General features: G+C 68.4%; 18 protein-coding genes. 9 read left to right on the plus strand and 9 right to left on the minus strand.

The window, feature by feature from the left end; all coding sequences use genetic code 11:
• The 3 genes from ACP59X_RS13560 to ACP59X_RS13570 are packed head-to-tail and all read right to left on the minus strand — an operon-like array spanning position 1 to position 2,814.
• Entirely contained in the window at positions 1-990 is a 990-nt protein-coding gene (locus tag ACP59X_RS13560) for a HupE/UreJ family protein (protein ID WP_428559177.1), read from the minus strand.
• The gene (locus ACP59X_RS13565) at positions 987-1,991 is read right to left on the minus strand and encodes a peptidyl-prolyl cis-trans isomerase (RefSeq protein ID WP_428559179.1); all 1,005 of its coding nucleotides are present in this window, start codon (positions 1,989-1,991) and stop codon (positions 987-989) included. The genes ACP59X_RS13560 and ACP59X_RS13565 overlap by 4 nt, the downstream gene beginning before the upstream one ends.
• A 7-nt stretch (positions 1,992-1,998) precedes the next feature.
• Entirely contained in the window at positions 1,999-2,814 is an 816-nt protein-coding gene (locus ACP59X_RS13570; RefSeq protein ID WP_428559181.1) for a potassium channel family protein, read from the minus strand.
• Positions 2,815-3,088: 274 nt separating this feature from the next.
• On the opposite strand from ACP59X_RS13570, the gene ACP59X_RS13575 reads away from it, so the two are divergent.
• The 4 genes from ACP59X_RS13575 (at position 3,089) to ACP59X_RS13590 (ending at position 9,802) form a co-directional block, all read left to right on the plus strand.
• Positions 3,089-4,273, plus strand: a complete 1,185-nt coding sequence (locus ACP59X_RS13575; RefSeq protein ID WP_428559184.1) for an SGNH/GDSL hydrolase family protein — start codon at positions 3,089-3,091, stop codon at positions 4,271-4,273.
• A 23-nt stretch (positions 4,274-4,296) separates the two neighbouring features.
• Positions 4,297-5,160 (plus strand): NAD(P)-dependent oxidoreductase, encoded by an 864-nt coding sequence (locus ACP59X_RS13580; RefSeq protein ID WP_428559186.1) that lies wholly within the window; start codon positions 4,297-4,299, stop codon positions 5,158-5,160.
• Positions 5,161-5,297: 137 nt separating this feature from the next.
• Positions 5,298-6,311 (plus strand): glycosyltransferase family 2 protein, encoded by a 1,014-nt coding sequence (locus tag ACP59X_RS13585; protein ID WP_428559188.1) that lies wholly within the window; start codon positions 5,298-5,300, stop codon positions 6,309-6,311.
• 98 nt (positions 6,312-6,409) lie between these two features.
• Positions 6,410-9,802 carry a PAS domain S-box protein gene (locus ACP59X_RS13590; RefSeq protein ID WP_428559190.1) on the plus strand — a complete coding sequence of 1,131 codons (3,393 nt, stop codon included), beginning with the start codon at positions 6,410-6,412 and terminating at the stop codon, positions 9,800-9,802.
• A gap of 130 nt (positions 9,803-9,932) precedes the next feature.
• On the opposite strand, the gene ACP59X_RS13595 is transcribed toward ACP59X_RS13590, so the two are convergent.
• Positions 9,933-11,378, minus strand: a complete 1,446-nt coding sequence (locus tag ACP59X_RS13595; protein ID WP_428559192.1) for an inorganic phosphate transporter — start codon at positions 11,376-11,378, stop codon at positions 9,933-9,935.
• A 225-nt stretch (positions 11,379-11,603) separates the two neighbouring features.
• Positions 11,604-11,786, minus strand: coding sequence for a Nif11-like leader peptide family natural product precursor (locus tag ACP59X_RS13600; RefSeq protein ID WP_428559194.1), 183 nt, complete (start codon positions 11,784-11,786; stop codon positions 11,604-11,606).
• A 253-nt stretch (positions 11,787-12,039) separates the two neighbouring features.
• Between ACP59X_RS13600 and ACP59X_RS13605 the strand changes: the two genes are divergently transcribed.
• The 5 genes from ACP59X_RS13605 to mgtA all read left to right on the plus strand — a co-directional run bounded on the left by ACP59X_RS13605 (position 12,040) and on the right by mgtA (position 18,835).
• Entirely contained in the window at positions 12,040-12,321 is a 282-nt protein-coding gene (locus ACP59X_RS13605; protein WP_428559196.1) for an amphi-Trp domain-containing protein, read from the plus strand.
• Positions 12,314-13,945, plus strand: coding sequence for a PhoU domain-containing protein (locus ACP59X_RS13610; RefSeq protein WP_428559198.1), 1,632 nt, complete (start codon positions 12,314-12,316; stop codon positions 13,943-13,945). The genes ACP59X_RS13605 and ACP59X_RS13610 overlap by 8 nt, the downstream gene beginning before the upstream one ends.
• A 79-nt stretch (positions 13,946-14,024) precedes the next feature.
• Positions 14,025-14,909, plus strand: coding sequence for a GAK system ATP-grasp enzyme (locus ACP59X_RS13615; protein WP_428559200.1), 885 nt, complete (start codon positions 14,025-14,027; stop codon positions 14,907-14,909).
• Positions 14,906-15,997 carry an HprK-related kinase B gene (locus ACP59X_RS13620; protein WP_428559202.1) on the plus strand — a complete coding sequence of 364 codons (1,092 nt, stop codon included), beginning with the start codon at positions 14,906-14,908 and terminating at the stop codon, positions 15,995-15,997. Before ACP59X_RS13615 ends, ACP59X_RS13620 begins: the two co-directional genes overlap by 4 nt.
• A gap of 33 nt (positions 15,998-16,030) precedes the next feature.
• Complete coding sequence (gene mgtA / locus ACP59X_RS13625; protein ID WP_428559204.1) at positions 16,031-18,835, plus strand: magnesium-translocating P-type ATPase; 2,805 nt, start codon at positions 16,031-16,033, stop codon at positions 18,833-18,835.
• Between the two features lie 163 nt (positions 18,836-18,998).
• Here the strand turns inward: mgtA and moaC are convergent, their stop codons facing one another.
• The 4 genes from moaC to rpoZ are packed head-to-tail and all read right to left on the minus strand — an operon-like array spanning position 18,999 to position 21,294.
• Positions 18,999-19,511 (minus strand): cyclic pyranopterin monophosphate synthase MoaC, encoded by a 513-nt coding sequence (moaC, locus tag ACP59X_RS13630; protein ID WP_428559206.1) that lies wholly within the window; start codon positions 19,509-19,511, stop codon positions 18,999-19,001.
• A gap of 7 nt (positions 19,512-19,518) precedes the next feature.
• Entirely contained in the window at positions 19,519-19,944 is a 426-nt protein-coding gene (locus tag ACP59X_RS13635; RefSeq protein WP_428559209.1) for a tetratricopeptide repeat protein, read from the minus strand.
• 3 nt (positions 19,945-19,947) lie between these two features.
• Positions 19,948-21,060: a molecular chaperone DnaJ gene (gene dnaJ / locus ACP59X_RS13640; protein ID WP_428559211.1), complete on the minus strand. Its 1,113-nt coding sequence runs from the start codon at positions 21,058-21,060 to the stop codon at positions 19,948-19,950.
• Positions 21,061-21,069: 9 nt separating this feature from the next.
• Positions 21,070-21,294, minus strand: coding sequence for a DNA-directed RNA polymerase subunit omega (gene rpoZ / locus ACP59X_RS13645; RefSeq protein ID WP_323426899.1), 225 nt, complete (start codon positions 21,292-21,294; stop codon positions 21,070-21,072).
• Positions 21,295-21,445 lie beyond the last annotated feature (151 nt).

Below are 21,445 nucleotides of genomic sequence, written 5' to 3' on the forward strand. Positions count from 1 at the left end.
TCACCTCCCCCAGAGAACGGCCGTGCGGGCTAGGGTCAGATAGGCCCCGGCCGTGCCCACCACATAGGCCGGGACCAGCCCCGCCCAGGGAGGCAGGCGAAAGTCCAGGCGCTTGAGCGTCGCCCCAAGGCCCAGCAAGGCGAAGACGAAGCCGAGCTGGCCGATTTCCACGCCGCAGTTAAATCCCAGCAGCCCAACGGCCAGCTCGCGGCGCGACAGCCCGAGCCCGGCCAGGGAGGAGGCGAAGCCGAAGCCGTGGAGCAACCCGAAGGCGAAGGCGGCCAGCCACGGCCAGCGCACGGTCAGGCTCGCCTCCCCCCGGCGGCGACGCACGATCTCCGGCCCCAGAAACAGGATACTCAAGCCCACCACGGCGTTGACCGCCGCAACCGGCACCGTGACCAGGCCGAAGGTGGCGGCGGCCAGGGTCAGGCTGTGGGCCACGGTGAAGGCGGTGACGGTCGCGGCGAGCGCCCGCCAGCCCGACACCAGGCAGAAAAGCCCCAGGATGAACAGCAGATGGTCGATGCCGTAGAGGATGTGGCGTACGCCGGAGCGCAGGAAATCGACGAAATCGGCCGGCGCGCCGCCAAGGACGGCCGCGTCGCGGCTGGGCGGCACGACCAGGGTCCGGGGCGGGCCCTCGAGGGGAATCAGGCGCACCACCACGCCGGCCGTGGTGGCGTCGTGGCCGCGAAACAGGATCTTCTTGCCGGCCAGTCCGCCATCGGCCTCCAGGCGCCAGGTCTCCAGGTGCCAGTCTGGCAGGTCGACGGTGCGTGGCGCGGCAAGCGGGCGCGTCCCCTCGGGCAGGCGCAGGTCGAAGGGCAGGCGCAGGCCTTCGTAGAGCGGCGTGCGCCACAGGACGTCGTAGCGCCCGGGGGCGGTCTCGCGCAATTCCAGATAGGCCGGCCGCGTCTCGTGGGCCAGGGCCGGCGCGGCCAGGGCGAGCAGCAGGGCCAGGGGGGCGAGGCAAACAAGCCGCGTCATGGCCTGACCGCGTCAGGCGCAATATCCGGCACGGCCACGGCATAGCGGGCCCGGGCGGCGGCGTAGGCCTGCTCCCGGCTGTCCTCCCGGCGCTCCCGGCGCCAGGCCTCCAGGGCCTGCTCCCGCACCGCCTCGAAGGGCAAGGGCTCGCCGGGGATGCGGGCCTCGACAAAGACCAGGGCATAGCCGCCGGCAACCGCCACCGGCCCCTGCCACGAGCCCATAGGCAGCCGGCCAAGGGCCTCGGCCAGTTCCGGGCCGTAGACGCCGGCCGCCTCGTCCGGGCTCATGGCCGCGGCCCGGGGAGGCAATTCCGTGACATCGCCCAGGCCCTGGACATCGGCCTGGCCGTCGGATTTGCCGGCCAGGGCATCGCGGGCCAGGATGGCCTCTTCCTTGGCCTTGCCGCCGCGTTGCCGGTCCGAAAAAAAAAGCGTGGCAAAGGTCGCCTCCCTTGGCGGGGCGAACTGCCCGGCCCGGGCGGCGTACCAGTCGCGCAGGGCGGCCTCGGTCGGCTCCCCTGTCTCCCCGGCGCTGGCCCAGAGGTAGTTCATGCGCTCGACGAGCCGGCGGCGCACCAGGATGTCCTGGCGGTCGAGGCCGGCGGCCAGGGCCTCGCGAAAAGCGACCTCCTCGCGCACCTGGTCGTCCACCAGGCGCCGCAATTCCCCGGGGGACGGGTCGCGGTTCCACTGGGTGCGCCAAAGCCCGGAAAGCTGGCGCAGGTCGTCGGCGGTCAGCACGATGCGCCGGGCCGCGTCCGCCCCGGGGGCCGGCCCGGAGCGCCCGTCGGCCAAAAGGAAAAGGGCCAGGCCGAGGATAAGGAAATGGACCAGCGGCTCGCGCGCCAGGCGGGCGAGAAACGAAAGCGGTTTCCCGGGGGCTGCCGCGGGCGTGGGCATAAGCGTGGGCGCGGGTGTCGGCGTGGGCACAGCCTCGGTCGTGGGGTGCATGCCGCCCTGTGCCCCGGGCGGGGGGGCTTTGGCAAGGGGCGTCTCCATGCTCCCTTTACCCCCGAACGGTTGCGTCCTCGCCGGCCAGAAACGGCGTCACCCGGCACTGGAAGGAGAAGAAATACGGGAAATTCTCCTTGATGTGGTCCAGGTAGTGGAGCCACTGGAGCAAAAGCAGGGAATAGATGCGCCGCACGTCGGTGCGCAGGTGCTCGACGTCCGTTTTGGGGAGGTTGCCCAGGTCGCGGCGGTGGGCCAGTTCCTCCTTGAGGTGGAAAACGGCCTGCAACAGGGCGGTGAAGGTCTCGTGCTCCAGGATGTTGGGGTTTTCGAGCAGGCGCACGAGGAATTCGGAATTGGCGGTGAGCAGGTCGCGCAGGGCGGCCAGGTCCAGGGCGGCCATGTCGATGCCGTAGCTGTAGCCCTTGAGCACCGCCTCGGCTTTCTTGAAATTCTCGCGGGTCCAGCGCATGGACACGTCGCAGTTTTCCCGCAGGAAATCGACGCCGGAATCGGCCCGGATCAGCCGGCGCACCAGGGTGGAGCCCACCTGGCTGAAAAAAAGCCCGATGATCATGTCGAGCTTCTCGGCGCGCAGGCGCTTTTCCCGCCGGCCGAGGAACATTTCCACGGCCGCGGCCAGGATACCGAAAAAGGTGCCCCCACCGGACAGGATCAGGCACATGGCTAGGAGCTTGCCGGTCGGCGTGACGGGGTGGATGTCGCCGTAGCCGACGGTGGTGACCGTCACCACGCTGAAATAGAGCGCATCCAGGGCGGACAGGTCTTCCACGCGCATGAACCCCAGCGTGCCGGTGAGGACCACGCCGAAAAAGACGGCGGCGAAAACATACAGGCGCGTGCGTTCCATGGGCTGACCTGCCGGGCGGGCGTCCGATTCGGGCCGGCCGCGCGGGCCGGCTCCGCAGACCCACCTACAGGCAGTGCGCGCGGCAAGGCAAGCCCCGCGCGCCCCTGGCGGCCATCTTCGATTTGACCGGCCCGTGGCGTTGGGTCATAACGGTCGCCACGCACCGGTAAGCGGGTGCGCCGCAAAGGCGTGGCCACGGTTCCCGGCGCCGGCCGCGAGGTCCGGACCGCCGCCGTCGCCACGCATATCCCGCCGCCCTTGACGGAGTTTCATCATGCGACCGGTAACAGTCAGCCTGTGTTCCGCCTTGCTCGCCGCAGCTCTGGGCCTCATGCCGGCCTGCGTCAAACCGACCGGCTCGGGCGAACAGACCGCCGAGCCCCGTCCCGAACCGGCCTCGGCCGACAGCCAGAGCGCCGCCCCCAATGCCGCCGAGGCCATGGTCAAACCGGTTCCCGAAGCCGCCCCGCCGGCCGCCGCCCCGCCGGCGAACCTGGCCCTGGACCTTGCGCCGGCCACGCCCCCGCCACCCTCGGCCCCGCCCGAGGAACTGACGAAAAAAACCCTGGAGCCCAAACCCGTCCAGGCCGCCGCCCTGCCCCAGCCCAAAAGCGAGCCGGTAGCGCCGCCGCCAAGCGAGGCCAAGGCCAAAGCGGGCGAAGCGGCCCCCGAGGCCAAGGCCGGCCCGCCGAAAAAAGGGAAAAACCAGCCGCCCGACGACGCGAGCGGCCCCGCCGGACAGCAAGCCGACGCTGCCTTGGCGCTCAAAACCAAAGAGACCGCGTCGGCACGCGACGCCGCCGCACCGCCGGCGCCCGGCCAGCGCCCGGGCCGGGGCGCCTCGGTTGCCGTGGTGGGCGACTCCCTGGCCGTGGGCGTGGGCATGACCATGGCCCAGCACCTGGAGGGGGCCCACGGCCTGGGCTGCCAGCCCCTGGGCAAGGTGTCCACGGGGCTGATCAACAAGAAGTTCTTCGACTGGGAGAAAAAGCTGTCCGAACTGGTGGCCAGGGAAAAACTGGCCGCCGTGGTGGTGGTCATGGGCGGCAACGACGCCAACAACGCCATCGGCGGCAAGCAGCCCGGCAGCCCGCAATGGGCCGAAGCCTATCGCGGCAAGGCCGAGAGCTTTTTGCGCATTGCCTCGGGCGCCGGGGTCAAGGTCATCTGGGTCGGCCTGCCGGCCATGCGCGACGCCGCCTACAACGACCGCGTCCGCGCCGTCAACGCCGCGGCCAAGCAGGCCTGCGCCACGGTCGGCGGCTGCGCCTACATGGAGGCCTCGACCCTTTTCACCGATGCCTCGGGCAACTACGTCCAGGCCAAGGACATCGGCGGCAAGCACGTGTCGCTTCGGGCCAAGGACGGCGTGCACATGACCATGACCGGCTACGACCTGCTGTGCGGCCAGGTGCTCGAAAAGCTCTCGGCCACGGGCGCCCTGCCGGCCGGGCAATAAACCGATCCGTTCGGAGGAGACGTATGACGACGCCCATCGGTTTTCTGGGACTGGGCATCATGGGTACGGCCATGGCGCGCAACTGCCTCAAGGCGGGGCACGACGTCATGGCCTGGAACCGCTCCAAGGAGCCCGTGGCGGCGCTGGCCGCGGCCGGGGCCCGGGTGGCGGCCACGCCGGCCGAGGCCGCCGCCTTCGGCGCGGTGACCATCGTCATGCTGACCGGCCCCGAAGCCTGCCAGGCCGTGCTCTTCGGCCCGGGCGGCGCGGCCGATAGCCTGGCCCCCGGCAAGGTCGTGGTCAACATGAGCACCATTTCCCCGGCCTACGCCCGCCAGGCGGCGGCCGAGGTGCGGGCCACGGGCGCGGACTACCTGGACGCGCCGGTCTCGGGCTCCAAGAAGCCGGCCGAGGACGGGACGCTGGTCATCCTGGCCGGCGGCGCGGAGGCGACCATCGCCGCCGTGGAGCCGGTGCTGCTGGCCATGGGCAAGAAGGTGGCCCGCTGCGGCGAGGCCGGCATGGGCTCGACCATGAAGATCACAGTCAACGTACTGCTCGGGGCCATGGCCGAGGGCCTGGCCGAGACGGTGCGCCTGGGCGAGGCCCTGGGCCTGGCCCGCGGCGCCCTGCTCGACGTGATCCTGGCCGGCCCCATGGCCAACGACCTCTACCGCCTCAAGGACCCGATGTTGCGTTCCGATTCCTATCCGGCCCAGTTCCCGGCCAAACACATGGCCAAGGACCTGCGCTTCGCCAAGGAGGCGGCCGGGGCGGCCGGGGCGGTCACGCCGACCCTGACCGTGCTTTCGGCGTTGTACGACAAGCTCGTGGACACGGGCCTTGGCGACGCGGATTTCGCGGCGGTCATAAAGGCCCTGGCCTGATTGATACGCCGCGCCGCCTTCCCTCCGGCCCCGGCCACCCTCCCGGGGCCGGCGGGGACATGACCGGACAGCCCATGCGCCCGCCCCGCCTTGGTGCCGCCCCTTTCCCGCGCCCCGCCGGCCGGGGGGGGCGACGGATGATTTCCGTGCTCCTGCCGGTGCGCAACGCCGCCGCCGGCCTGCCGGCCGCCCTGGACAGCCTGCTTGGCCAGACGCTTGGCGATTTCGAGATCGTGGCCATAAACGACGGTTCCGACGACGGCGGGGCGACCCAGGCGGTGCTTGAGGCCTACGCCCGGCGCGACGCCCGCCTGCGCGTCCTCCACCGGCCCCACGGCGGCATCGTGGCGGCCTTGACGGCCGGGCTGGCCGCCGCCCGGGGCGACGCCATCGCCCGCATGGACGCCGACGACGTCTGCCATCCCCGGCGCCTGGAGCGCCAGGCGGCCTTTCTCGACGCCCATCCCGACATCGGCCTGGTCTCCTGCCTGGCCGCTTTCGGCGGCGACCCCGAGGCGGCCCGGGGCTACAAGGCCCATCTCGACTGGGCCAACGGCCAGGCAACGCCCGAGGCCATCCGCCTGGGCATCTTTCGCGAATCCCCCCTGCCCCATCCCACGGTCATGTTTCGGGCCGAGCTGCCCGGGCGTTTCGGCGGCTACCGCCAGGGGCCGTTTCCCGAGGACTACGAGCTGTGGCTGCGCTGGCTGGAGGCCGGCGTGGCCATGGCCAAGCTGCCCGAGGCGCTCCTAGTCTGGAACGACCCGCCGGGGCGGCTTTCCCGCACCGACCCGCGCTACGACGCCGAGGCCTTCCACCGGATCAAGGCCGGCTACCTGGCCCGCCACCTGGCCCGGATCAATCCCCACCACCCCGAGGTCCTCGTGGTCGGGGCCGGGCGCCCCACCCGGCGCCGGGCCGAGCAGCTGCTGGCCCATGGCGTGGTCATCAAGGCCTGGCTCGACATCGATCCCCGCAAGATCGGCCGGGTGCTGGGGGGACGGCCCGTCATCGCCCTGGAAGCGGTGCCGCCGCCGTCCGCCTGCTTTGTCGTGCCCTACGTGGCCAGCCGGGGAGCTACGGACATCCTGTCCCGCTTCCTGTCCCAGCGGGGTTTCGTCCTGGGCCGGTCCTTTTTGCCGGCGGCCTGAAGCGACGACACCGTTATCCGGGTATTGCCCTTGCGATTCCGGCTTCCCTTCTTTACATTCCGCGGGACAATGCCTCTGTGCTGTCCATGGAGTTCCCCATGACATGGCCACGACTGCATAGCCTGCGAACACGCATCCTCCTGCTTGTCGTGTTGGTGCTGGCGCCGGCCATCGTACTGCATGTCGTTTCCGCCCTGGAAAAACGCGACCTTGCCCGTAAGGTCGCCGGGGAAAACCTGCAAAACATCACGGAGCTTGTGGCCGCCAACATTGAAACACTGCTGCAATCCTACGGCGAAGCCCTCACCGGCCTGACGCTGCTTCCGGAAATCCGGTCCATGCAGGCCGCAGCCGCGCGGCCCAGCCTGATTACGGCCAAGGAAGTCTTCCCGACTTTTTCCAGCATTACCCTGCTGCGCCCCGACGGTTCCATCCTCGCCTCGACGCTCCCCGAAGACCCGGCCGTCAACTATGCCGACCGCCCCTGGGTCCGGCGCGCCCTGACGGAAAAGGCCTTCGCCCTGGGCGGCTTCGCCTCCGGCCGGCGCAGCGGCCTGCCCGGGCTGGCCCTGGCCTGCCCCGTGCGCGACGCGGCGGGGGACGTTGTCGGCGTGTGTGTCGTGGCCCTGCACCTCGACCGCTTCTCGCTTCTGTTCAGCGGCAAGGGCATGCCCCCGGACAGTGATGTCACGCTTTTCGACGACACGGGCGTCATCCTGGCCGACTGGCCCCTCGAGCCCGAAAAAATCGGCGCCCTCCTGCCCGATGCCATCCAGGACATGGCCCGGGCCCAGGGCTTCCCCCCGCAACTCATGGCCGGCCACGGGCCGGACGGGAAAGATTTTTTCTTTGCCCTGGCCCGAGTGACCATCGATCGCCGCAACGTCTGGTTTCTGCGGGTCGGCCTGCCCAGGGGCATGGTGGTGGAACCCCTCGATGCCGCCATGCGCTTCGATCTGGCCCTGTTCGCCCTGGTGCTGGCCGTGGCCCTGTTTTTCGCCCACCGCTTCAGCCGGGCCTTCCTGCTGCTGCCGGCGGAGAAGCTGGCCCGCATGGCCAAGGCCATGGCCGTGGGCGACCTCGACCGCCGCTGCGACATGGGTCCGGGCCATGGCGAGCTGTCCGAACTGGGCGCCTCCCTGGACGCCATGGCCAAGGCCCTGCGCGAACGCATCCGGTTCACCCAGGAGATCATGGACGCCATTCCGGCCCTGGTCTTCTACAAGGACCTCGACGGGCGCTTCCTTGGCGTCAACAAGGCCTTCGAGGAATCCTTTCTTCCCCTGGACGCCGTCCGGGGCAAGCGCTGCCCGGAGATCGGATGCCTGCAACTGCCCGCGATCTGCGACACCACGGACCGCGAGCTCCTGGCCTCGCCCCATCGGTCGATCCAGTTCGAACTGACGGCCACCTTCCTGGACGGCTCCCGACACGACCTGCTGGTCTTCAAATCGATTTTCTACAGCGCCTCGGGCACGCCGGCCGGCATCGTGGGCGTGGCCCTGGACATCTCCGTGCGCAACCGCTCCGAACAGGCCCTGGCCGCCTCGCAAGCCCGCTACCGGACCCTGCTGACCTCCATGCGCGACGGCTTCACCGTGGTGGACCGTGACGGCCGCATCGTGGAAACCAACCCGGCCTTTTGCGAAATGCTCGGCTACGACGACGAGGCGCTGCGCCAGATGACCTACAAGGACATCACGCCCCCGGCCTGGCACGCGGCGGAAGAGGCGATCCTGCGCGAAAGCGTCGACCGCCGGGGATTTTCGGACATCTTCGAAAAGCAGTACCGCCGCCGCGACGGGCTGGTTATTCCGGTGGCCCTGCGCCTGCACCGCTATCCCGTCCCGGCCGGGGATTCCCGGCGCTATTTCGCCATCGTGCGCGACGTGACCGAGGCCAAGGCCATCGAAACCGACCTGCGCGCGGCCAAGGAAGAGGCCGAAAAGGCCAACCGGGCCAAAAGCGATTTCCTGGCCAAGATGAGCCACGACATCCGCACCCCCCTGCACGCCGTCATCGGCATGACCGAATTGACGCTCGGCACCGACCTCTCCCCGGCCCAGCGCGACGCCCTGGAAACGGCCCGGGAATCGGCCGCCACCCTGCTCGAGCTGATCAACGACATCCTCGACATCTCGCGCATCGAGGCCCGCAAGCTGGAAATCAACCAGGAAGTCTTCGACCTGCGCCGCACCCTGGCCGCGACCGTGCGCTCCCTGCGCCCCCAAGCGGCGCGCAAGGGCCTTTCCCTGCGCCTGGCCGTGGATCCCCGCGTGCCCCGCTACGTCCTGGGCGACCAGATCCGCCTGCGGCAGATCCTGGTCAACCTCGTGGGCAACGGCATCAAATTCACGGAACACGGCGGCGTGGCCGTCAGCCTGCGCCCGCCGTCGGTGTCCAGCGCTTCCCAAAGCGACGCCATGCTGGAATTTCGTGTCACGGACACGGGCATGGGCATCGCGCCGGAGCGGCTCAGCCGTATCTTCGACATGTTCACCCAGGCCGACGCCTCGGTATCCAAACGCTACGGCGGCACGGGCCTGGGGCTGGCCATCTGCCGGGAGCTGACCCGGCTCATGCACGGCACCATCATCCCGGAAAGCACCCCCGGCCAGGGAAGCGCCTTCCATGTCACCCTGCCCCTGCCCGGGATGCCGCCGCCGGAAGCGGACGAGGCCCCGGCCGTAAAGCCGGCTGCCCTTCCCGGCGCCCCCAAGGCCTTGCATATCCTGCTGGCCGAGGACAACCCGGTCAACGTCAAGGTGGCGACCACCTACCTCGGCCGTCGGGGGCACGCCTTCGTGACGGCCCCCAACGGCAACGACGCCCTGGCCTGCCTGTCCGAGGCCGCCTTCGATGTGGTGCTCATGGACCTGGAGATGCCCGGCTGCGACGGCCTGGAGGCCACCCGGCGGCTGCGCGGCGGCCAGGCCGGCGAGGTCAACCGGCACATCCCGGTCATCGCCATGACCGCCCATGCCCTAAGCGGCGTGCGCCAGCGCTGCCTGGAGGCCGGCATGACCGACTACCTGTCCAAGCCCCTGGACTTCAAGGCCCTGGACGACCTGCTCGCCCGCATCGCCGGCAGCCGCGCCCCGGCGGACACCGACCGGGACGCGGCGGCGGCCCCCGCGCCGGACCTGGAAACGGACAAGGCCCTGGCCCGCCTGGGCGGTGACACGGAACTGCTGGAGGAACTGGAAAAGGACTTCTTGCGCCAATACCCGCGCAAGCTGCGCCACATCGCCCTGTGCCGGGACCACGAGAACTGGGACGAAGCCGCCCTGGCCGCCCATTCGCTCAAAAACATCGCCGGCGCGGTGGGGGCCGAAGCGGCCCGGCGCATGGCCGGCGAGCTGGAGGAATCCCTGCGCCGGGCCGAGGCCGAGGCCGCCACGGCGCTGTTGGCCCCCCTGGCCGCGTCCCTGCGCCGGGCCGGCCAGCTCATGGACGAGCGGCCCAGGCCGGCCGCCGCGCCCACGGCGTAATCCCCGGCCGCCGCGCCTACGTCGTAACCCCGTCCGCCCCAGGACGAGGCCGGACGGCCCAGGTCCGTGCCTGGCCAGCCGACCGGCCCCCACAGGCCGCCCGGCCACGCCCCGAGGCCCGACGGAAACGTCAGGCCAGCAACGCGAAGAGGAAAAAAAGGCCGGCCCCCAGAAACATGGCCGCCGGCAGGGTGAACACCCAGGCCATGGCGATGGAACGCAGGGTGCGCATCTGCAGGCCGCTTTTGCCGGCCGCCATGGTGCCGGCCACGCCCGAGGACAGGACGTGGGTGGTCGAGACCGGCAGCCCCAGGCCGTCGGCCAGGCCGATGGTGGCCATGGCCACCACCTGCGCCGCCGCCCCCTGGGCGTAGGACAGCTTGGTCTTGCCGATTTTTTCACCGATGGTGACCACGATGCGCTTCCAGCCGACCATGGTGCCGACGCCAAGGGCCAGGGACACGGCCAGAAGCACCCAGTCGGGCGCGTATTCCGTGGGCTGGCGCAGGGTTTCGCGCCAATCCTCGATGCGCCCCCGTTCCTCGGCCGGGACGATGCCTTCCAGTTGGCGGGCCGCGTCGTCCAGGCACAGGATGTCCGTGCGCAGGCCCCAGCGCTCCGCAACCGGCAGGGCGTCGAGGCGCTCGACCTGGGCCAGACGCACCTGGATGGCCTCGGCGGCGGCCACGGCCCCGTGCACGTCGCAATGAACAGCCGGCGCGTCGGCGGGCCGGTCCCGGAACACCCCCCGGGCATAGGCCTTGTCGATCTCCAGGCGATGGGCGTCGAAATAGTCCGTGAGGCTCGCCGCGCTCTCGCGCACGGCCATCACGTCCGCCGGGGCCAGGTCCGCGTTGAGGGCGTAGGCCCCGGGCAGGATGCCGATGAGGATGAGCATGATCAGCCCCACGCCTTTCTGGCCGTCGTTGGAGCCGTGGGCCAGGCTCACGCCGAGCCCCGAGGCGATCAGCGCGGCCCGCATGCCCGCCGGCGGCGGCGCGTCGCCGGACGGGGGGGCATGCAGGGCGGGGTTGGCCAGGAAGCACCGCAGCAGCAACAGCAGCCCCCCGGCGCACACGAAGCCGATGATCGGCGAAATCAGCAGCGACAGCCCGACTTCCACGGCCTTGTGCCAGTTGACGCCCGCGCCGAGCGGCAGGCCCTCGCGCACGGCGTTGGCCAGGCCCACGCCCAGGATGGCGCCAATGAGCGTGTGGGAGCTCGAGGCTGGCAAGCCCAGGTACCATGTGCCGAAATTCCACAGGATGGCCGAGACGAGCAAGGCGAAGACCATGGCCAGGCCGAGGTTGGTGTCGACCGAAACGAGCAGGTCCACCGGCAGCAGGTGGACGATGGAATAGGCCACGGCGATGCCGCCGAGTTGCACGCCGAGGAAGTTGCACACCCCCGACAGCACGACCGCCGTGCGGGCGCGCAGGGCCTTGGTGTAGATGACCGTGGCCACGGCATTGGCCGTGTCGTGAAAGCCGTTGACGAATTCGAAGGAGAGGGCGATGCCAAGCGATGCGATCAGGAGAGCGAGGGTATGTCCGTCGAGGCCTCCGAAAAGGTGCATGCCGTACTCCTTGGCGATACTGCGAAGCGTGATCGGCGGCCCATGGCCGCGCTGGCCCTTTCGCATCGACCCAGGCCTGGGCGCCCGGCAATACCGGGCCGGGGGGCCGTGGTCGGCGACACGCGTGTCGCGCCCTCAAAAAAGCGTGTGCTTTGTTGAGGATAACATATCAGTATAGTTCATTTTTTCGTAAATATACCGACGTGTCTTTTGCGGGACACCGCACTAGGTGCCTTCCACCAGATGGACCAGGGCCTGCCGGGCCTTGAGCTCCTCGGCCGTGAAGGCGAAGCCGTGGCTGGCGGCATAGGCGACCAGCTCGTCGAGGGGCATGCCGCCGACGAGGAGCAGCCGGTCCCTGTCCTGGCGCAGGTATTCGAGGAAACGGTCGATGGCTTCCTGGCTCATGGCTTCCTCCCGGCGCGCCGGCGGCGCGCCATGGGCTGTATCTTCGCCTGGCCGACGTGAAGGGCCGGTCAACGGGCCATGACGATTCGGTGTTACCGGCCCGTTGCCGCCGTGGGGCCTGGTGACGGATCGTGACAAAATTCCGGGCCGCGCGCAATTTGCGGCCCGGGCTTCATCTTTTCTTCATAATCGCGTGGTAGGAACCGGGTCGCCACCGGCCGCGGACGACCCGGGCCGAAGCACAGGAGGCAGTGTGTCCAACAAGCTCTTCAAATACGACGGCCTGCAGGAACCGGCCATGATCGCCGAATACCTGGAAGCCGTGCGCGACGGTTTCGCCCGCGGGGCCGTGCGCCTGACCCAGGGCGAACAGGTGCTGGAACTTATGCCCAAGGGCCTGGTTTCCGTGACCATCGAGGGCAAGCAGAAAGGCGAGGACCGCAAACTCAAGATGACCTTCCGCTGGAAGGAACGGGAATGCGCCCTCACCGACGCCCCGCTGCTCATCGCGCCAGGGGGCGGCGACGATGCATGAGATCGTCACCAACTTCCAGTTCCTGCTGGTCGAGATCGAGCGCCAGCTCGAGGCCACCCAGGCCGTGGTCGAAAAGCACGACGAACGGCGCATCGCCAAGATCGAGGCCCGCGACGACTATATCGACAACCTCAAAAGCGTGATCGAAAACGCCTGCTTCGCCACGCTGCACGGCGAGGACAGGCTGACCGCCCCGGAAATGGCCAAACTTCGGGCGCTCAACATCATCGGCAACAACCTCGAGCGCGTGGGCGACCACCTCGTCAACGTGGTGCGCCAGACCCGCCACTACGACGACCCGGAGTGCATCAAGCGCTACGCCTACAAACCGTTTTTCGCCGAGGTCAAAAAGGCCCTGGAGTGGACGCCGAAGGCCGTGCTCGAACGCGACATGGCGGCGGCGCTCAAAATCTGCCGCTGCGAACTCCAGCTCGACCGGCTCTACAAGGAGCAGTTCGACCGCATCCGCGACGAACTGCGCTCGGGCTTCCAGACCGGCGACCTGCTCACCACGCTGTTCATCTTCCGCTACCTGGAACGCATGGGCGATGCCCTCCTCAACGTCGGCGAGGCGGCCATTTTCGCCATCACCGGCGACAAGTTCAAGATCCACCAGTTCACGGCCCTCAAGGACATCCTCACCGAAGGCGGCCACGAACTGCCCCTGTCCGAGATCGACTTCGCCTCCATCTGGGGCACCCGGTCGGGCTGCCGCATCGGCCGGGTGGCCGACCGCGACGGCGACGGCGTCACCCACCGCGAAGTCATCTTCAAGGACGGCGACACGGCCAAGCTGCGCAAGGAAGCCGAAAACATCGACCGCTGGGCCAGGCTCGCCCCGGGGCTCGCCCCCCGGGTCGAGGCCTTCCGGGAAGGCAAGAAATCCAGCTCCATGCTGGTGGAACTCATGCCCGGCCAGACCATCCAGGACATTGCCGTGGGCGGCGACGTGGCCCTGCTGCGCTGGGCGCTTTCGGCCCAGTGCCGCACCGCCGGGGAGATCTGGGACAATTCCCTCACTCCTGCCCCGGTGCCGGCCGGGGCCATGGCCCAGTTGCGCGCCCGGCTGCCTGAGGTGCTTTCCGTCCACCCGGGCTTTAAAAGCGTGCGCCGGGTCATCGGCACCTTCGCCCTGCCGAGCCTCGACGAGGCCGTCGGCGCCGCCGAGGCCGTGGAACGCAACTTGGCCGCGCCCTATGCCGTGCTGCTGCACGGCGACTACAACAGCAACAATATCCTCTACGACGCGGCCCGCGACCGCATCCACTACATCGACCTGCACCGGTCGGCCGACGGCGACCCCGCCCAGGACGTTTCGGTCTTCATGATCTCCAACTTCCGCCTGCCCGTCTTCGACGCGGCCCGGCGGCGGCTGCTCAACGCCATCAGCACCGAATTTTTCGAATTCGCCCGGTCCTTCGCCGCCCGCCACGGCGATACGAGCTTCGAATTGCGCCTGGCCCTGGGCCTGGGCCGGTCGCTGATCACCTCGACCCGGTTCGAACTGAGCGAACGGTTCTCCAAGCTCATGTTCGCGCGCGGCATGTTTCTGCTTTCCCGCACGGCCGCCCACGGCGGCGACCCGTCGGGATTTCGGCTGCCGTTGGCGGCCGTGTGCTATTAGCCCCAAACAGGCGACCGGGGGGCGCGGCAACGCCGCCTCCCGCCCCGGCGCCAGACGACATCGACGCCATGGAGGCATCATGAAAAAAATCGGCGTGGTGGGCATCCCCAAGGGCTGGTCCACCCTGCGGCTCCTGGACGCCCTGGAAGCGCGCACGGGCTACCGTTTGTGCATCGACATGGCCGAGGTCCGCCTCGACCTCGAAACGGGCAAGGTCTTCTGCCAGGGAACCGACCTCACCGGCCTCGACGCCGTGATCGTCAAGAAGATCGCCCCGTCGTATTCCCCCCATGCCCTGGACCGCATGGAAGTGCTGCGCTTCCTGCACCGCAAGGGCGTACCGGTCTTCTCCGACCCGGACAGCATGTTCCGCCTCATCGACCGCCTAAGCGGCACGACCGTGCTGCGCCTGGGCGGCATTCCCATGCCGCCCACCGTGGTCACCGAGGACATCGAGGAGGCTGCGGCCACGGTGGCCGATTTCGGCAAGGCCGTGTTCAAGCCGCTGTATTCCTCCAAGGCCCGGGGCATGACCGTCATCGAGGACACGGGCGACGTGCGCGAGGAGATCGCCGACTTCAAGTCCGCCGGCAACGAGGTCATGTACATCCAGAAGATGGTCTCCCACGCCGGCGGCCACCTCGACCTCGGCGTATCCTTTCTCGGCGGCAAATACCTGGCCACCTACGCCCGCCAGGGCAGCGGCGACTCCTGGGACACCACCACCCGCACCGGCGGCAAGTACGTGCCCCACGAACCGTCCGAGGCCATCATCGCCCTGGCCCACAAGGCCCAGGCCCTGTTCCCGGGCATGGCCTTTACCTGCGTCGACGTGGTGGAAACCCCGGACGGGGCGGCCATCTACGAAGTCTCGGCCTTCGGCGGCTTCCGGGGGCTGCTGGACGCCTGCGGCATCGACGCCGCCGCCGCCTACGCCGACCACGTCCTGGAGGCCATCCGATGAGCGCGCACCATCCCGTGACCATGGCCCGGCTGCTGGCCCCCATCCTCGAAACCGCCCCCATCACCCACCGCCTGGAAGTGACCTTCGGCGACGTGACGGTCCTGGTCGCGTCCAATTCCAAGGGCCTTACCGACAAGCTGGCCGACTACTACCGCGACTTCGTGGGCGGCGGCGGCGCCACCCGCATCCCGGTCACCGCCATCGAGGCCGGCCCGCCGGACTTCGACCTGCCCTTCGCCGTCAAGGGGCGCGAGCCCGGCAAGACCAAGCTCAAGGAAGCCTACTGCGACCTGCCGGACGGCCGGGTGGTCAAAAAGCTCCTCACCGGGCTCGTCTTCCTGTTCGGCCACGGCGACAACTACGCCGTTGGCCCCTGCATCGACAACGACAACCAGGTCGTCAACTTCATCAACAACCGCTTCATCGAGCTGTGCCTCAAGCGCGGGGCCCTGCTCTTCCACGCCGCCGGCGTGGCCGAGGGGGGCAAGGGCCTGGTCATTTCCGGCTTCTCCGGGGCGGGCAAGTCGACCCTGGCCCTGGAAATCATGCGCCACGGCACGGATTTCGTGAGCAACGACCGGGTGATGGTCGCCAAGGCGGACTCGGGCCTGGTCATGACCGGCGTGGCCAAGATGCCCCGGGTCAACCCCGGCACGGTGCTTCACAACCCGAGCCTGCACGGGGTCATGAGCGAAGCCGACCGCCAGCGTTTCTCCGCCCTGCCCCAGGCCGAACTCTGGGACCTGGAGCACAAGTACGACGCCTTTATCGACACCTGTTTCGGCCCTGGCCGCTTCAAGCTGTCCTGCCCCATGGCTGGCTTGGTGGTGCTGCGCTGGAAGCGCGACAGCTCGCCCATGACGGCGCGGCGGGTCGATTTGCGGGAGCGGCGCGACCTCATGGCCGCCTTCATGAAGGACCTGGGGCTTTTCTACGAATTCGAGGATGCCGACGAGCCCACCATGGCCAGCCAGAAGGCCTACCTCGACCTGCTCGGCGACCTGCCGGTCCTGGAGATCGACGGCGGCGTGGACTTCCACAAGGCGGCCGAAGCCTGCCTGGCCTTTTTGCGCGAAGTCGGGGCCTAGGATCGCGTCCTCGAAGAAAATTGCGGAGAGCGTATGACCGACCCCAAGCCCACGGAACCGACCGCAGCCCCCCATGCCCCCGAGGGCGCCGACGACGCCAACGCCGTCGACGCCCTCGGCCAGGAGGCCCTGCGGCTGGCCCCGGAAGAAGCCTTCCTCAAAAACCTTGAACATTTCGTTCAGAAAGCCAACGCCTTCGACGCCCTGGCCCATCAGCGCAAGCTCTCGGCCTACGACGTCTACAGGCACCTCGACGGCCTGTGGCGCCAGCTCGCCCAGACCGGCCAGACCCTGCGTGAGCCCGAACCCGAGCAAAAACCCGCCTTCCCCGGGCTCAGCGGCGCCGAGGCCCGGGAGCGCCTGCGCAAATTCGGCCCCAACCAGGCCGTCACGGCCAAGCCCGTCACCGTCTGGAACCGGCTGTGGGACGCGGTCAAAAACCCCCTGGTCGTGCTGCTGCTGGTCCTTGGCGCCATCTCCTACGCCACCGACGACCTCCGCTCGGCCGTGGTCATCATCGGCATGGCCGTCATGGGCGTGGTGCTCAAGGTCATCCAGGAGGCCAAGGCCGACACCGCCGCCGCCGAGCTCAAGAAGATGGTCCACACCACGGCCACGGCCCTGCGCGACGGCAAGCAGGCCGAAATCCCCCTGGCCGAGGTGGTGCCCGGCGACATCGTGCTGCTGGCCGCCGGCGACATGGTGCCGGCCGACGTGCAGCTGATCCGGGCCAAGGACCTGCACATCAACCAGGCCATGCTGACGGGCGAGGCCTTGCCCGTGGAAAAAACCGCCCGGCCGGCCGGCGAGGCCGCCCCGGGCGGCGAAACCGGCCTTGGCGATCCGGCCCTGTGCTTCATGGGCACCAACGTCGTGTCCGGCTCGGCCGCGGCCGTGGTCACGGCCACCGGGGCGCGCACCTATTTCGGCGGCATCGCAGCGAAGCTCTCGCAAAAGCGCGTGGAGACCGACTTCGACAAGGGCATCAAGAGCTTCACCGCGCTCATGCTGCGCTTCATGCTGGTGATGGTGCCCTTCGTCTTCATCATTAACGGCGCCACCAGCCACGACTGGATGGGGGCCTTCATGTTCGCCCTGGCCGTGGCCGTGGGGCTGACCCCGGAAATGCTGCCCATGGTGGTGACGGTGTGCCTGTCCAAGGGCGCCCTGGCCATGTCCCGGCACAAGGTCATCGTCAAGCGCCTGGACGCCATCCAGAACTTCGGGGCCATCGACGTGCTGTGCACGGACAAGACCGGCACGCTGACCCAGGACAAGATCATCCTGGAAAAATACCTGGACGTCACCGGCGAGGAGGACAATTCGGTCCTCGAATACGCCTACGTCAACAGCAAGCTGCAAACCGGGCTGCGCAACGCCCTGGACCTGGCCGTCATCGCCTCGGGTGACGACATGGGGTCGGCCATCGACCCGGCCCGCTACCAACTCCTCGACGAGATCCCCTTCGACTTCATGCGCCGGCGCCTGAGCGTCATCGTGCGCGACACGGCCACGGGCAAGGCCGTGCTGATCTGCAAGGGCGCGGCCGAGGAGGTCTTCGCCCAAAGCCGCGACTGCCTCCACGACGGCGTCATCTCCCCCCTGGACGCCGTGCACCGCGAGACCATGCAGGAGGTCGTGCACGAACTCAACGACGACGGCTTCCGGGTGGTGGCCCTGGCCTCCAAGGAAGTGGACGGCTCGCGCCACGACTTCGCCGTGGCCGACGAGTGCGACCTGACGCTGATGGGCTACCTGGCCTTCCTCGACCCGCCCAAGGACACCGCCGCCGACGCCCTGGCCACCATGCGCGCCCACGGCATCCAGCCCAAGATCGTCACCGGCGACAACGCCGTGATCACGGCGAAAATCTGCCGCGAGGTGCGCTTCGACGCGGGCGACCACATTATCACCGGCGAGCGGCTGGCAGCCATGTCCGAGGCCGAGGTGCTCGAGGCCGTGGAGGTGTGCCACGTCTTCGCCAAGCTCGACCCCATGCAGAAGGAACAAATCGTCGCGGCCCTTCGGGCCAAGGGCCACGTGGTCGGCTTCATGGGCGACGGCATCAACGACGCCCCGGCCCTGCGGGCCGCCGACGTCGGCATCTCGGTGGACTCGGCCGTGGACGTGGCCAAGGAATCGGCCGACATCATCCTGCTCGAAAAAAGCCTGCACGTCCTGGAGCACGGCGTGCTCGAAGGCCGCAAGATCTTTTTCAACATCACCAAGTACATCCGCATGGGGGCCAGCTCCAACTTCGGCAACATGTTCAGCGTGCTCGGGGCCAGCGCCTTTTTGCCCTTCCTGCCCATGCTGCCCATCCAGATCCTGGTCAACAACCTCATGTACGACTTCTCCCAGACGGCCATCCCCACGGACAATGTGGACGCGGACATCCTCGGCAAACCGCGGCGCTGGCGCATCGACGACATCCGCCGCTACATCCTCTACCTCGGCCCGGTCAGTTCGCTGTTCGACTACGTCACCTTCTTCATCCTCATCCACTTCTTCGGCGCCTGGAACAACCCGGCGCTCTTCCAGACCGGCTGGTTCATCGAATCGCTGCTCTCCCAGACCCTCATCGTGCACGTCATCCGCACGGACAACCTTCCCTTCGTGCAGAGCTGGTCGAGCCTGCCCCTTGGCGCCACGACCATCCTCATCTGCCTGTTCGGCATCTGGCTGCCCTTCTCGCCCCTGGCCCACACCTTCGGCCTGGTCGTGCCGCCGGCCGGCTACTGGGGGCTCATGGCCCTGGTGATCTTCTGCTACATGTGCCTGGCCCAGGTGGTGAAGTCCTGGGTGGTGCGCCGCATCCACGCCAGTTGCGCCGTCTAGGTCGTTTCCTCGGAAGAGACATAGACTTGTTGAAGCGTAACGGAGGAGAAGAGCTATTTTTTGGGGCGCAACACGAGGCGACGCCCGGCGACAGTGGCCCAAAACGCGAAAGGCCCGACGGAACCACTCCGCCGGGCCTTTTGATTTGCGAGAGAAGCCGCGCTCAGGCGTCCGGGAAGGGACGGCCCTCGGGCCACTCCGGGGCCACGTAGGTCCCGGACTTGCCGCCGGATTTGTACAGCAGCCGGATCTCGCCGATGACGATGTCCTTCTGCACGGCCTTGCACATGTCGTAGAGGGTCAGGGCGGCCACGGAGGCGGCGGTGAGCGCCTCCATTTCCACGCCGGTCTCGGCCGTGGTCGAGGCCTCGGCCTCGATATGGACCAGACAGGCGGCGGCATCGACCGTGAAGCGCACGTCGGCGAAGGCCAGGGGCAACGGATGGCACAGGGGGATGAGGTCGGCCGTGCGCTTGGCGGCCAGGATGCCGGCGATCTTGGCCGTGGCCAGGGCGTCGCCCTTGGGCAGGGCGGCGGCAGACAGCAGCTCCATGGTCGCCGGGCTCAACCGGACCTGGCCGCCGGCAATGGCCAGGCGGCGGGTCTTGGACTTGGCCCCCACGTCCACCATGCGGGTGCGGCCTTCGGCGTCGATATGCGTCAGGGTGTCACTCATGGCTAGCCTACTGGAAATTCGGCACCTTGACCTTGCGGTCGATGCGCTTGGCGGCCGTGGCGTCGGCCTTGGCCTTGTCCACCTCGCCGAGCTTCATGTAGAGCATGGCCCGGTTGCCGTAGGCCTCGGCCATCTTGACGTCGGTCTCGATGGCCTTGGTGTAGTCGGCCAGGGCCTTGTCGGCCTCGTTTTTCACCTCGTGGCACATGCCGCGCAGGTTGTAGGCGCTGGCCAGGTTCTGGGCCTCAATGGCCACGCCCGAGGCCGCGGCGTCGATAATGCGGGAAAAGGCGGCCATGGCCTTGTCCATATCGCCGGACTGGGCGGCGGCCATGCCTTCCCGGAAGTCCTCGTTGGGGCCGGCCAGGCAGGCGGCGGCCGAAAAAAGCGAAACGGCAAACGCGAAAAACGCGGCGGCAAGACGCTTGGACATGGCTCAGTTCCCCATGGCTTCCTTGGCTTTACGGAAGAAATCCTTGACCTTTTTCATGGGCTTTTGCTCGTCGAGCTTCTCGAACTCGCGCAGAAGCTCTTCCTGCTTCTTGGTCAGGTTCTTCGGGGTGACCACTGTCACCTCGACGAGCAGGTCGCCGTTACGGCTGGTTCCGGGCACGGGCAGGCCCAGGCCGCGCAGCGAAAAGACCTCGCCGCTCTGGGTGCCCTTGGGTATGTCCATGGCCTCGTGGCCGTCCAGGGTCGGCACTTCGAGCTTGTAGCCAAGGGCCGCCTGGACGAAGGATATCTCGGTACGCAGCACCAGGTTCTGACCCTGGCGCTCGAAGACCTTGTCCGCCTCGACGTGCAGGATGACGTAGAGGTCGCCGGGCGGGCCGCCGTGCAGCCCCGGTTCGCCCTCGCCGCGCAGGCGCAAACGGCTGCCGTCGTCCACGCCGGCCGGCACGCGGACTTTGAGATCGCGGGTCTGGCGGGTGACGCCCCGGCCCCGGCATTCCCGGCAGGGCGAAGTGACGACCCGCCCCTCGCCGCGGCAGATGGGGCAGGTGACGGCGATGCGAAAAAAGCCCTGGCTTTGGACCACTTGGCCCGAGCCGCCACACTGCTTGCAGGTCTCGGCCGTGGTGCCGGGTTCGGCGCCGGAGCCGCCGCATTCGTGGCATTGGACGTTTTTGGGTATCTTGAGCGCGACTTCGGTACCCTTGGCGGCGTCGCGAAAGGACACCGTCAAATCGTAGCGCAGGTCGTTGCCGGCCTGGGGCCTGGGGCCGCGCGCGGTCGAACGGCCGCCGAAGCCGAAAAATTCGCCGAAGATGTCGGAAAAGGCGCTGAAGACGTCGTCGGTTGTGCCGAAACCGCCGAAACCGTTGCCGCCCAGGCCTTCATGGCCGAAGCGGTCGTAGCGGGCCCGGGTCTCGGGGTTGCGCAACACCTCGTAGGCCTCGGCCGCTTCCTTGAACTTGGATTCGGCCTCGGGATCGTCCGGGTTGCGGTCGGGGTGGAACTTGAAGGCCATCTGGCGATAGGCCTTCTTGATGGACTCGTCGTCGGCGCCGCGTTCGACGCCCAGCACTTCGTAATAGTCCCGGGGCATGGGTGATCGCTATTCGTTTTCGGGCAGCAGCACGCCCGCTTCCTCGATGGGCTCGCTCGGCAACACCTCACCGGCGGCGATCTCGCGCAAAGCGGTGACCACTTCCTTGTTTTTGCATTCGATCAGCGGGTCGTAGCCTTCGCGGTACTGGTGGACCCGCTTGATGGCCATCTGGACGATGAGAAAACGGTTGTTGATCTTTTCCAGGCAGTCTTCGACGGTAATGCGCGCCATGCGTTTCTCCTTGCGCGTGGAGGGGGCGGTACGCCGACCGGGTGCGGTGACACCCTGGTAAGACGTTTTGGGGCCGAGTCAAGGGGATTTCCTTGGGTCAAACCCGGCCGCCAAACCTTCAATCCGACGCGAAACTCTTTTTAATATTGAA

It is taken from the genome of Solidesulfovibrio sp. DCME (assembly GCF_049995385.1).
GTDB lineage: Bacteria > Desulfobacterota > Desulfovibrionia > Desulfovibrionales > Desulfovibrionaceae > Solidesulfovibrio.